The organism is Pseudomonas abieticivorans (genome assembly GCF_023509015.1).
GTDB classification, from domain to species: domain Bacteria; phylum Pseudomonadota; class Gammaproteobacteria; order Pseudomonadales; family Pseudomonadaceae; genus Aquipseudomonas; species Aquipseudomonas abieticivorans.
Window position 1 is genome coordinate 1,791,545 of record NZ_CP094975.1, and the last position, 13,456, is coordinate 1,805,000.

The window sequence follows — 13,456 nt, forward strand, 5'->3', positions numbered from 1 at the left end:
AGCACGAGGAAGCTATTGGCCACTAATTTGGGAGGCCGCGCCCCCGGGTTACACCTGCTCCAACATCAACCCGCTCAACCGCTTCACCTTACGCCGCACTGCATCCTCGAACACACCTGGCCGCGGCTCGATCAGGCTAAACCAGGATTTGGCCCGGGTGATACCGGTGTAGATCAGCTCCTTGGTCAATACCGGGTTGAGCGCATCCGGCAGGATCAAGGCGGTGTGGGCAAACTCCGAGCCTTGGGATTTGTGCACCGTCATCGCATACACCGTTTCCACATCATTGAGCCGGCTGGGCAGCACGAAACGCACGCCGCCCTTGCCGTCATTGCGCGGGAACGCCACGCGCAGCACGTGGCGCTTGAGGTCACCGCCTTCGGGCAGTTTCAGGGCAATGCCAATGTCGCCGTTCATCAGGCCCAGCCCATAGTCGTTGCGGGTCATCAGCACGGGGCGGCCTTCGTACCAGCCTTGGTCGTGCTCGATCAGGCGGGCATTGAACAAAGCCTGGGTAGCGCGCTGGTTCAAGCCCTCCACGCCCCACGGCCCCTTGCGCACGGCACACAGCAGCTGAAATGACTCGAACGCCTCCAGCACCGTGCGCGCCCATTCGCCCCAGGCGGGGTCTTCCAGCACCGTGTGGGGGGCCGGGCGATGACTGTGGATAACCCCCAGGTAATGCCGGTAACCCTGGGGGCCTGCGGGCCCTTGACCATGGCCTTGCAGCAGGAGTTTTTCCAGGTTGCGGTCGTGCTCGCCCTTGAGGCCCAGGGCGAAAATGTCCGAGAAGGCCTTGCTGGTCAGCAGGGCCCTGGCCTGCTCGGCATCCTGGCCATTGACCTGGCGCGCCAGTTGGCCAATGCCGCTGCCCTGGCCAAAGCGACGGGAGTGACGCAGCATCACCACTTGCTGGGCCAGGGGGTAGTCGGCTGCGCTGCCCTCAAGCAAACCGCTGGCCGACAAATCCTCGCCGCCCACCCGCTCAAGCCAGCCCCGCGTGTGCGGGCTGTAGCGACCCACCTCGGCATCGCGGCACAGGTCGCCCAACACCGCGCCCGCCTCCACCGAAGCCAGTTGGTCCTTGTCGCCCAGCAACACCAACCGCGCATGGGCTGGCAACGCGTCGAGCAGGTTGGCCATCATTTCCAGGTCGATCATCGAGGCTTCATCCACCACCAGCACATCCAAGGGCAAGGGGTTGCCAGCGTGATGACGAAAGTGCCGGGTGCCGGGGCGGCTGCCCAACAGGCGGTGGACGGTGGTGACCTCGGTGGGGATTTTTTCCTTCACCTGCGCACTGACCTCAAGCTTTTGTACCTGCAAGCTGATGGACTCGGTGAGCCTTGCTGCAGCCTTGCCGGTGGGCGCGGCGAGGCGAATGCGCAGCGGCGCCTGCGCCTCTACCGCAGGTGCCTGCAGCAAGGCCAGCAACCTGACCACCGTAGTGGTCTTGCCGGTGCCAGGCCCCCCGGTGACGATGCTGAATGCGCCCCGGGTAGCCAGCGCACAGGCCAGCTTCTGCCAATCGATCTGTGCTGCGTCACTGGCGCCAAACAGGTTGCTCAACCGGGCAGGCAAATCCTCTGGAGTCTCTTCCACCGCCGCCAGGCGCTGGCGCAAGGCCGTGTCGATGCGCCGCTCGTAAGCCCAATAGCGGCGCAGGTAAAGACGCTGCCCCGCCAGCACCAATGGCCGTTGCCCGTCATCGGCCTGTGACGAGGCGACCAGGGCACTGTTGGCCAGGGTCTGGCGCCATGTCTCGGCGACCAAGTGTTCCAGCAATTGCGAAGGCAGCAGCAAGGGCCCGGCCAAGGCGTCGCCTTCGGGCGGCAACGACAAGGCAAAGTCCGGCGCGGCCAGGGTTTCCATCAAGTCCAGGCACACGTGGCCGTGGCCCAACTGGTGACTGGTGAGCGCGGCAGCCAGCAGCACCAGTGGGTCACCGCCCGGATCACGCTCGGCCAGGAAGCCCACGAAGGCTTTATCCAGGGCGCGCAGCCAGCCCCGCTCGACCCAGCGTTCGAGCAGGCTCAGCAAGTCGTCGATGCGGGTCAGCGGGGCCAACTCCGTCAAGCTGTCGGCATTCAGCGGGGTGGGTAGCAAATCGGCAAACGTGCGGCTCATGCCGGTTCTCCTTCAAACAGATCGGCCTGGGCTTGGCGCACCACGCCACTGAACAACTCATCCAACTGCTCGATCAGCTCACGCGGCGGCCGGGTGAAATACAGCCCCTGGCTGGCCGAGGCGGTACCCCGCAAAAAGATGAACAGTGCCCCGCCCACGTGCTGGTCGTAGTCATAATCGGGCAAACGTGCCTTGAGTTGCCGATGCAAGGCCAACAGGTACAGCACGTATTGCAGGTCGTAGCGGTGGTCGAGAATGGCCGAGGTCATGGCCGCATCCGTGTAGGCACTGTCATCGCCGCCCAGCCAGTTGGATTTGTAGTCGGCCACGTAATAGCGACCGTCATGCTCGAAGCACAGGTCGATGAAACCCTTGAACATGCCGTTGAGCATGGCGCCTTCCGCGGGCGCGCGGGCGATACCTTGGTGGGTGTACTGGCGCACCAGGCCATCCATGTGGCCGACATCGACCTTGTGGCTGGCAAACCAGAACTCCATCTCGATCTGGTACTGGCCCAGGCCCGCCAAGGTGACGGGCGCTACATCGTCTGCCAGGTGCAGTGGTGCATGGATGAAGTGCTGCAACCAGCCATTGAGGGTGTTGATCCAGCCGGTCCAGCCGCGGCGGTTGCAACGGCGCGCGACCATTTTCTCGATCACCTCGGGTTGCTGGCCGACCTCGGCAAAACCCTCGCGGCCTGCCCATTCCAGTAAACCGTGGAGGAAGGTCCCTGGGTTGGGCCCGCGCGGGAAGCGATGGATATCGCCGCTCAGGGCCGGTACTTCGCGAGGTGCGTCGGGGTCCAGGCGTTCATCGTCATACAGCTTTTGTGCCTGGGGGCTGTCGGGCGCCTGATCGCTGCCCTCGACGATACCTTCACTGATACGCAGCGCACTGTAGGAAGCGATCCACCAATTTTCGGCCGCGCGACGCTTGGGCTGGCGTGGCTTGAGCAGAGTGGCCTGGTTGCGCGGCGGGGTGTACAACAGGCCGTCGGCTTCAGGCATCGGCGCCTGGGCAATGGCGTCGCAACCTTGCTGCAGGTCGAGCAGCCAGCGCGCCAAGGCGCTGGACTCGGGCAAAGGCTCACCGCCGCCCATCAGGTAACCGAGGGCCGAACGATGCAGTACCGACTCCTTGGTGTTACCCCGCTTGAGGTCGGCAACCCCCAGCCAGCAGGCATGTTGCGCGCGGGTCAAGGCCACGTAGAGCAGGCGCAGGTCCTCGGCCAGGCGTTCATCGTCGGCCAGGGCAATTTGCTCATCGGTCGGCGACAGGGTGATCTGGATGTCGCCCTGATCATCATGGAAAGCGAGTGGCAGGCGCTTGCCGTCCACCGGTTTGGCCGAGCAAATGAACGGCAAGAACACCAAGGGGTATTCCAGGCCCTTGGATTTGTGAATGGTGACCACCTTGACCAACTGCTCATCGCTTTCCAAACGCAGGATCTGTTCTTCGCCCGCCTGGCCAGACAATGCCAGGTGCTCGGACAGATGCCGGATCAGCGCCTGTTCGCCATCGAGTTCGCCCGAGGCCTGTTGCAGCAATTCAGACAGGTGCAAGAGGTTGGTCAGTACCCGTTCGCCATCGCTGCGCGCGATCAGGGCCAGTGGCAGTTGGAAATCGTGCAGCAGCTTGCGCAGCATCGGTAACACCCCTTGGCTACGCCACACCGAACGGTAGCCCCGAAACTGCATGACGCGCTTTTCCCAGGCCAGCTCGTCCTGGTTCAGTTGCTCAAGCTCTGCCAGCGACAGGTTCAGGGTGATGCTCGCCAATGCACCTCGCAGCGGGCGCTCGGCATCGGGCTCGGCACAGGCCTTGAGCCAACTCAACAGGTCGTGGGCCTCTTGGGCGGCGAACACCGAATCCTTGTCCGACAGGTACACGCTGCGCACCCCGCGCGCAGCCAGTTCCCCGCGCACGGCTTGGGCCTCCTTGCCATCACGCACCAGGATGGCGATATCGGACGGCTGCACGCCGCGCAACGCTTCATCGCCCTTGATAAAACCGTGGCTGCCCAGTTGCCCGCCGTTGAGCAGGCGAACGATTTCGCTGGCGCAAGCGCCGGCCAGTTGCTGACGGTAGACCAGGCCAGACAACGGCTGCTCGCTTTGTAATTGCCAGAGGTTCAAGGCGGGTACCGGTTGCCCGTCCACCTGCAAGAACTCTTTGCGGCCCTGGGCCAGCACCGGCAGGAACGGCACTGGGTTGTCGCCGCCCTGGCGGAACAGAAAAGCCCCGCGGCCACCCGGTCGCTGCTCAGCCACGTTGAACACATGGTTAACCGACTCGACCATGGCGTGGCTGGAGCGAAAGTTGGTACCCAGCGTATGCAGCCGGCCCGTGGTGGCCTGGCGCGCGCGCAGGTAGGTGTAGATGTCGGCCCCACGGAAGGCATAGATCGCCTGTTTGGGGTCGCCGATCAGAAACAGGCCGCTGTCCGGCAGGTTGGCCTCGATGTGGTAGATGCTTTCAAAGATGCGGTACTGCACCGGGTCCGTGTCCTGGAACTCATCGATCAGGGCCACGGGGAATTGCTCGCGGATCAGGCTGGCCAGGCGCTCGCCTGCGTTGCCTTGCAGGGCGTTGTCCAGGCGCACGAGCATATCGTCGAAGCCCATCTCGGCGCGGCGGCGTTTCTCTTCTTCAAAACGTGTGCCCACCCAGCGGGCGGCGTGCTCAAGCACAGCGGCGTCTGGCGTCGGCAAGGCCTTGAGGGCCGCCGGCAGTTCGCTCATTGTATCCAGACCAGGGTGATCCGGTGGTGTGCCCTTCCAGGCTTCGGCCATGCCCTGGGGCGTCAGGCGGGTAAAGCCGGTGCCGATGTCGAGGTCTTCCAGGCTGTCGTCGCTGGCCCAGGTGCTGATCTTCTCGAACCAGGGCTCGAAGTAGCGTGCCTGCAACTTGCGCCCGTCCGCCGCTTTGGTAGCCACGGCCTGAAGGCAGATATCGCGCAGCTCTGCAGCCCACTGCACCCAGGGTGCTTTCAAGTCCCGCAAGGCGCTTTGGCGCTGTTCAAGGCAACTGGCGATTAGTTCGGCAGGTTCGGCCACGCTGCTGCTGGCGCGGGTACGCCCGAACATGGCACGCACCCGCGGCAACAGCGCATCCGGGCTGCCCCAGTGGCTGCGTACCCAACTCAGGGTGGCGCCTTGCATGGAGTAGCAGAAACGCCGCCAATAATCGCGCAGCACTTCACCCAGCAAGTCGCTGTGGTCAGTTTCCAAGGTCTGGGTGAACAGGCTGCCGCTGTCGAAGGCGTGCTCGCGCAGCATCCGTTGGCACCAACTGTGGATGGTCGACACGGCGGCCTCATCCATCCATTGCGCGGCGATGTCCAGGCGGTTGGCGCAGGCGGCCCAGCGTTGGGGCTCGAACTCATTGCGCAATTGGGTGATCAGGTCGTCCGGTGCTGGCGTCTCGTCGCGGAAAAAGCGCGCGGCTTCAGCAAGGCGGGTACGGATACGCTCGCGCAACTCCTTGGTAGCCGCGTCGGTAAAGGTCACCACCAGAATCTGCGGCGGCAGTAGCTCGCGGCCAAAACCCGCCGCCTCGCCGCCATGGCCCAGTACCAGACGCAGGTACAGTGCCGAGATGGTGAAGGTCTTGCCGGTACCGGCGCTGGCTTCGATCAACTGGCTACCGCGCAGTGGGAATGCCAGTGCCAGGGGAGTTTTGTTCGGGGTCATGGGCGGGCCTCGTCGGCATCAATGGAGCGCCAGGCGGCTTCGAACATCGGGCGATAAAGCGCGTCGCACCAGCCTTCGAACTCTTCGCTGTCCACCAGCGCATCGAAGTCTGGGAACTGCCGGGCCAGGGCCGTGCTTTCACGGCGTTCGCCATCGGTGGTCTGCCCGTCGCCTTCGTAGGCCTTGCGCGCTGCAGCCTCGGCCTTCACGGGGTCGGGCTGGCCAAGCCAGGCAAATGCAGTTTTAACAGCAACGGGCAATGGCTGGCGCATGCCGGACTGCCAGGCCAGCAGCAGATTACCCAGGGCTTCATGGGCCTTCTCGGGGCTCAGCGCAGCCAGCACCAGCGTGTCGTCGCTGGCCACCACTGCCGTGGTCAATGGCATACCCGCGGCGCAGGCCGCCAGGTGCGTGACCCAACTGCGTGTCAGGCGGTGCCATTTGCGTGTACGGGCGCCGCCAATGGCGTTGGCGATGGCCGTGACACTGAGCAGGCCACCGTCACCGCGCTGGTGCAGCCCGCCAATCCAGCCATCGAGCGTGAGGCCTTGATACTGAAAGTTGATCGGCATGGCGGTGGTGACCGGCGTCGGCCACAGGATCAACAACTGTTGATAGCGCTCCAGCAAGTCTGGCAGCGGTTCGATCAGCTCTTGCTGCAGGCACTCGCCAAAGCCGGCCATGGGCAGCAAGCCACTGCCTTGCAGCTTGATCGCCTGGCGTTGCAGCGCGCTGTCACTGGCCTGGGGGTTGGCCATGGCGGCCACCAGCAAGCTTTCGCTCAACCCATAACGCTGCAAGGCATCGAGGGTGAAGGGCTCTTCGTCCGCCAAGGGTGCTTCGGCGGACTCGAAAAACACTTTGAGCCGCTGGCTGAAAAAGTGCCGCACTGGGTGGCGCAGAAAATCCTGCAATTGAGTCAGGCTCAACGGCTCTTCCTGCTCATAGGGCTGCAGCGCAGTGGCACTGGCAGGCATGAGCTGGGGTTCATGGAGCAACTGCCATTCACGGGCAAAACTGAACAGCCCACCGCTGCCCTGGTGGAAGTAGCGAGCGCTGAAAGGCTGCAACGGGTGCTCCAGGCTCAGGGCATGGACCAATTGCTCGCCGGCGTCGTGGCCAGCCTCCTCGGCTGCCCCGGCCAGCCGCCAACCGCTGGCCAGGTGATCGCGCAACTGACCGATCAGCACCGAGGCCGGGCGCTCGCTGTTGTCGCGAATGCTGCGGCCCACCCAACTCACGTACAACTGATCACGTGCCGAGAGCACCGCCTCCAGCAGCAGGTAGCGGTCGTCTTCACGCCGTGAGCGATCGCCGGGCCGGTAGTCGCTGCCCATCAGGTCGAAGTCCAGCGGTGGTTGCGCGCGCGGGTAATCGCCGTCGTTCATGCCCAACAGGCACACCACCTTGAACGGGATGGCCCGCATGGGCATCAAAGTGCAGAAGTTAACGGCTCCAGCCAAAAAGCGTTGGGACAGACGACCTTCATCAAGCCCCGAGAGCCAGGCCTCGCGAACCACGGTCAGTGGCAGTTCGTCGTGCAGGCCGACTGACTCGCAGGTTTCCAGCCATTGCTCGCGCAATTCTTCAAGTTGCACCAGCAGGTAATCGTCGTGCTCATTGCTGGCGGCAAAGAACACTTGCAGCAACCCGTGAAGGCGCTCACCCCACTGCTGCGGGCTGGCCGGTCGTGACAGCTCGTGGTGGGCCACCTCAAGGGCGTCCAGCAATGCCACCAAGGGGCCGATGAGCGCGGCGTCCAGGCCGCCGATCTCGTCGTAGGGTTCAATACCATCGCAGCCTTCACCTGTGCCCACCGCATAGCCCAACAACATGCGGCGCAACCCGAACCGCCAGCTGTTCTGCTCAAGTGCGGCAGGCAGGCCCAGGCCAGCGCGTTGCTCGGCGTTGAGGCCCCAACGGATACCGGCGCCTTCAATCCAGCGATGCAAGGTGGGCAGGTCACGCTCCTGCATGCCGAAGCGGGCGCGCAGCGCGGGTACATCGAGCAGGTCGAGGATTTCGCTGACCGGGAAACGGCTATCGGGCAGCTTGAGCAAGTGCTCGATGGCGATCAGCAGTGGGTCACGGCCACGCTGGCCCTGGTCGGTGAGCGTGAAGGGAATGAAACGGCGGTCCTCGCGGTCCAGTTGACCGAATACGGCACGGATATGCGGGGCATAGCTGTCGACATCCGGCACCATCACGATCACATCGCGTGGGCGCAGGTTGGGCTCTGCACTGAAACGTGCGAGCAACTGGTCATGCAGGACCTCGACTTCGCGCTGTGCACTGTGGGCGATATGAAAGCGTACCGAACGGTCCTTGGCGATGTCGACACCCGGCCAGGTCGTGCGTGTTTCACCCAGGGGGCGCAGCTCCAGGATGTCGTCCTGCAATTGGTTGAGCAGGGTATGCGGTTCGCTTTCACTGAACAGGTCGATTCGCCCGTCACGGAAGGCCGAGCGGTAGCTGTTGGGGTCGTCGTAGCTGTCCAGCAGGTTGATGTAGTCCCTGCCCTGCTTGCCCCAGGCGGCCAACAACGGGTGCGCATGCTGGTGCAAGGCATCGGCGTCGATCACCAGGGGCGTGCCCTGCTTGCGGGCCTGGCGCTTGTACTGATGGCGCAGCAGGTCTTTGTCGGCGACGATGTCGGCCCAGTGATGGCGGCAAGGGTTGTGCACGCACAACAGCACCTGGCTGAAACGCGCCAAGCCGGCCAAGGCTTCCAGTGCCTGGGCGGGCAAGGACGAGATACCGAAAACGATGACTCGCGAGGGCAAGCCCTGCGGCGCGACTTCCAGGCTATTGATACGTTCGATGAAGCGCTGGTGCACGCCGGCACGGCTTTGGGCCATGCCTTCGGCACCGACGTCATGCAGCAATGCCCGCCAAAGCTCGGCCTGCCAGCAATTGGCCTGGGGCAGCGGCTTGGATTCGCCGCGGCCGTTGCGCAACTGGTGACGCCCGCCAGCCCAGTCTTCCAACCAATCGGCACGATACACCTGGTATTGGTCGAACAGGTCTGACAGGCGCTCGGCCAGTTGGTAGCGCTTGCGCAGGTCGCTGTCGTCGGTGAGGAAGCGCTGCAAGGGTTCGAAGTGCGGCTGGTCGATCAATTCCGGCAACAGGCGCATCAACCGCCAGGTGAGCGGGGCCTTGTCGAGCAGCGAGGTCGGGGGGATTTCATCCTTGCCGAGCACGCTGCGATAAAGCTGCCACATAAAACTGCCAGGCAGTTGCACATCCACCGCAGCCGCAATGCCACAACCGCCGCTGTCGTCGTCTTCTGGGTCTTCGGCCAGGGCCAGCTTAAGCCACTGGGCGATGCCGTTGCTCTGCACCAGGGCGATTTCGTTTTCCAGGGGGGCCAGCGGGTAACGCCGCATCCAGCTCACCACCAGGCTGCGCAGTTCATCCAGGCGGTTGCCGTGAACGACCATGAATCCAGGGGTGATGGCGGGCATGGGGCTTCCTTGGGTCTGGCTGAAATTCTGGGGGAAACCTTACCAGAGCGACTGCGATGTGGGAGGGGATTTGTGGGCGAAGATCGTCGCGTGGTGTGTCTTGGGTTGGGTGGTGTGCTTTTCGCGGATGAATCCGCTCCTACAGGGATCGCCGTCTGTAGGAGCGGATTCATCCGCGAAAAGGCCACCGCACATCCACCAGACCAGAAAAGACAAAACCCCCACCTGCGTTAGCAGATGGGGGTTTCGGAATTTAATCTTGACGATGACCTACTCTCACATGGGGAAACCCCACACTACCATCGGCGATGCATCGTTTCACTACTGAGTTCGGGATGGGATCAGGTGGTTCCAATGCTCTATGGTCGTCAAGAAATTCTGTAGCCAGGATGCCATTGCGGGCATTCCAGCGAATCGGGTATGTGATGTTTGTGAGTTACAAATTTTCGGATAATGCGTCTTCACAACACCGCAATCTGGTCGTTTCGACTCAAATTGCTTGGGTGTTATATGGTCAAGCCTCACGGGCAATTAGTATTGGTTAGCTCAACGCCTCACAGCGCTTACACACCCAACCTATCAACGTCGTAGTCTTCGACGGCCCTTTAGGGAACTCAAGGTTCCAGTGAGATCTCATCTTGAGGCAAGTTTCCCGCTTAGATGCTTTCAGCGGTTATCTTTCCCGAACATAGCTACCCGGCAATGCCACTGGCGTGACAACCGGAACACCAGAGGTTCGTCCACTCCGGTCCTCTCGTACTAGGAGCAGCCCCTCTCAAATCTCAAACGTCCACGGCAGATAGGGACCGAACTGTCTCACGACGTTCTAAACCCAGCTCGCGTACCACTTTAAATGGCGAACAGCCATACCCTTGGGACCGGCTTCAGCCCCAGGATGTGATGAGCCGACATCGAGGTGCCAAACACCGCCGTCGATATGAACTCTTGGGCGGTATCAGCCTGTTATCCCCGGAGTACCTTTTATCCGTTGAGCGATGGCCCTTCCATACAGAACCACCGGATCACTAAGACCTACTTTCGTACCTGCTCGACGTGTCTGTCTCGCAGTCAAGCGCGCTTTTGCCTTTATACTCTACGACCGATTTCCGACCGGTCTGAGCGCACCTTCGTACTCCTCCGTTACTCTTTAGGAGGAGACCGCCCCAGTCAAACTACCCACCATACACTGTCCTCGATCCGGATAACGGACCTGAGTTAGAACCTCAAAGTTGCCAGGGTGGTATTTCAAGGTTGGCTCCACGCGAACTGGCGTCCACGCTTCAAAGCCTCCCACCTATCCTACACAAGCAAATTCAAAGTCCAGTGCAAAGCTATAGTAAAGGTTCACGGGGTCTTTCCGTCTAGCCGCGGATACACTGCATCTTCACAGCGATTTCAATTTCACTGAGTCTCGGGTGGAGACAGCGCCGCCATCGTTACGCCATTCGTGCAGGTCGGAACTTACCCGACAAGGAATTTCGCTACCTTAGGACCGTTATAGTTACGGCCGCCGTTTACCGGGGCTTCGATCAAGAGCTTCGCGTTAGCTAACCCCATCAATTAACCTTCCGGCACCGGGCAGGCGTCACACCCTATACGTCCACTTTCGTGTTTGCAGAGTGCTGTGTTTTTAATAAACAGTCGCAGCGGCCTGGTATCTTCGACCGGCATGAGCTTACGGAGCAAGTCCTTCACCCTCACCGGCGCACCTTCTCCCGAAGTTACGGTGCCATTTTGCCTAGTTCCTTCACCCGAGTTCTCTCAAGCGCCTTGGTATTCTCTACCCAACCACCTGTGTCGGTTTGGGGTACGGTTCCTGGTTACCTGAAGCTTAGAAGCTTTTCTTGGAAGCATGGCATCAACCACTTCGTCGCCTAATGGCAACTCGTCATCAGCTCTCGGCCTTAGAATCCCGGATTTACCTAAGATTCCAGCCTACCACCTTAAACTTGGACAACCAACGCCAAGCTGGCCTAGCCTTCTCCGTCCCTCCATCGCAATAACCAGAAGTACAGGAATATTAACCTGTTTTCCATCGACTACGCTTTTCAGCCTCGCCTTAGGGACCGACTAACCCTGCGTCGATTAACGTTGCGCAGGAAACCTTGGTCTTTCGGCGTGGGTGTTTTTCACACCCATTGTCGTTACTCATGTCAGCATTCGCACTTCTGATACCTCCAGCAAGCTTCTCAACTCACCTTCACAGGCTTACAGAACGCTCCTCTACCGCATCACCCGAAGGTGATACCCGTAGCTTCGGTGTATGGTTTGAGCCCCGTTACATCTTCCGCGCAGGCCGACTCGACTAGTGAGCTATTACGCTTTCTTTAAAGGGTGGCTGCTTCTAAGCCAACCTCCTAGCTGTCTAAGCCTTCCCACATCGTTTCCCACTTAACCATAACTTTGGGACCTTAGCTGACGGTCTGGGTTGTTTCCCTTTTCACGACGGACGTTAGCACCCGCCGTGTGTCTCCCATGCTCGGCACTTGTAGGTATTCGGAGTTTGCATCGGTTTGGTAAGTCGGGATGACCCCCTAGCCGAAACAGTGCTCTACCCCCTACAGTGATACATGAGGCGCTACCTAAATAGCTTTCGAGGAGAACCAGCTATCTCCGAGCTTGATTAGCCTTTCACTCCGATCCACAGGTCATCCGCTAACTTTTCAACGGTAGTCGGTTCGGTCCTCCAGTTAGTGTTACCCAACCTTCAACCTGCCCATGGATAGATCGCCCGGTTTCGGGTCTATACCCAGCGACTAAACGCGCTATTAACACTCGCTTTCGCTACGCCTCCCCTATTCGGTTAAGCTCGCCACTGAATATAAGTCGCTGACCCATTATACAAAAGGTACGCAGTCACAGAACAAAGTCTGCTCCCACTGCTTGTACGCATACGGTTTCAGGATCTATTTCACTCCCCTCTCCGGGGTTCTTTTCGCCTTTCCCTCACGGTACTAGTTCACTATCGGTCAGTCAGTAGTATTTAGCCTTGGAGGATGGTCCCCCCATATTCAGACAAAGTTTCTCGTGCTCCGTCCTACTCGATTTCATGACTAAGAGATTTTCGCGTACAGGGCTATCACCCACTATGGCCGCACTTTCCAGAGCGTTCCGCTAATCTCAAAGCCACTTAAGGGCTGGTCCCCGTTCGCTCGCCACTACTAAGGGAATCTCGGTTGATTTCTTTTCCTCAGGGTACTTAGATGTTTCAGTTCCCCTGGTTCGCCTCTTAAGCCTATGTATTCAGCTTAAGATAACCATCTTATGATGGCTGGGTTCCCCCATTCAGACATCTCCGGATCACAGTCTGTTTGCCGACTCCCCGAAGCTTTTCGCAGGCTACCACGTCTTTCATCGCCTCTGACTGCCAAGGCATCCACCGTATGCGCTTCTTCACTTGACCATATAACCCCAAGCAATCTGGTTATACTATGAAGACGACATTCGCCGAAAACTTGTAATTACTCACAAATTTTACCTTAGCCTGAATAAACACCAGTGAAAGTGCTATCCAGTCTATCTTTCTATCACATACCCAAATTTTTAAAGAACGATCTAATCAAAGACTAGAAATCAACATTCATCACCGTCTTGGTGGAATGCTCATTTCTAAGCTTTAACGCAGAAGCAGTAGTGGTGGAGCCAAACGGGATCGAACCGTTGACCTCCTGCGTGCAAGGCAGGCGCTCTCCCAGCTGAGCTATGGCCCCGTATTTCTACAGGCGTTTCCCACACAAAATTGGTGGGTCTGGGCAGATTCGAACTGCCGACCTCACCCTTATCAGGGGTGCGCTCTAACCAACTGAGCTACAGACCCAATTTCGGGCTGCTTCTATCGTCTTCTTCAATGAATCAAGCAATTCGTGTGGGAGCTCATGATACAGCTGATGTCGTCGATTAAGGAGGTGATCCAGCCGCAGGTTCCCCTACGGCTACCTTGTTACGACTTCACCCCAGTCATGAATCACACCGTGGTAACCGTCCTCCCGAGGGTTAGACTAGCTACTTCTGGTGCAACCCACTCCCATGGTGTGACGGGCGGTGTGTACAAGGCCCGGGAACGTATTCACCGCGACATTCTGATTCGCGATTACTAGCGATTCCGACTTCACGCAGTCGAGTTGCAGACTGCGATCCGGACTACGATCGGTTTTGTGAGATTAGCTCCAC

Annotated in this window: 3 protein-coding genes, 2 tRNA genes and 3 rRNA genes (1 of these 8 only partly in view); all 8 read right to left on the bottom strand. The window is 60.1% G+C overall.

Translation table 11 applies throughout. From position 1 onward, the window contains the following. Positions 1 to 48: 48 nt before the first annotated feature. A complete protein-coding gene (recD, locus tag L9B60_RS08135; protein ID WP_249677930.1) occupies positions 49 to 2,127 on the bottom strand; it encodes an exodeoxyribonuclease V subunit alpha in 2,079 nt (692 codons plus the stop codon). Further along, on the bottom strand, positions 2,124 to 5,819 hold the full coding sequence (gene recB / locus L9B60_RS08140) for an exodeoxyribonuclease V subunit beta (protein WP_249677933.1): 3,696 nt from the start codon (positions 5,817 to 5,819) through the stop codon (positions 2,124 to 2,126). The genes recD and recB overlap by 4 nt, the downstream gene beginning before the upstream one ends. Beyond that, positions 5,816 to 9,286, bottom strand: a complete 3,471-nt coding sequence (gene recC, locus L9B60_RS08145) for an exodeoxyribonuclease V subunit gamma (RefSeq protein ID WP_249677935.1) — start codon at positions 9,284 to 9,286, stop codon at positions 5,816 to 5,818. The genes recB and recC overlap by 4 nt, the downstream gene beginning before the upstream one ends. 257 nt (positions 9,287 to 9,543) lie before the next feature. Continuing rightward, a 5S ribosomal RNA gene (rrf, locus tag L9B60_RS08150) occupies positions 9,544 to 9,659 on the bottom strand. A 137-nt stretch (positions 9,660 to 9,796) separates the two neighbouring features. Further along, positions 9,797 to 12,689, bottom strand: a 23S ribosomal RNA gene (locus tag L9B60_RS08155). A gap of 231 nt (positions 12,690 to 12,920) precedes the next feature. Then, positions 12,921 to 12,996 (bottom strand) — tRNA-Ala (locus L9B60_RS08160). A 30-nt stretch (positions 12,997 to 13,026) separates the two neighbouring features. Next, positions 13,027 to 13,103 (bottom strand) — tRNA-Ile (locus L9B60_RS08165). 81 nt (positions 13,104 to 13,184) lie between these two features. Beyond that, positions 13,185 to 13,456: ribosomal RNA gene (locus tag L9B60_RS08170) — 16S ribosomal RNA — on the bottom strand; it runs 1,265 nt beyond the window's last position. The 16S, 23S and 5S rRNA genes sit together here with 2 tRNA genes alongside, the layout of an rRNA operon.

Coding starts and splice junctions, on each gene's coding strand:
- recC (WP_249677935.1), bottom strand. CDS start 9,286: ATGCCCGCCATCACCCCTGGATTCATGGTCGTTCACGGCAACCGCCTG.
- recB (WP_249677933.1), bottom strand. CDS start 5,819: ATGACCCCGAACAAAACTCCCCTGGCACTGGCATTCCCACTGCGCGGT.
- recD (WP_249677930.1), bottom strand. CDS start 2,127: ATGAGCCGCACGTTTGCCGATTTGCTACCCACCCCGCTGAATGCCGAC.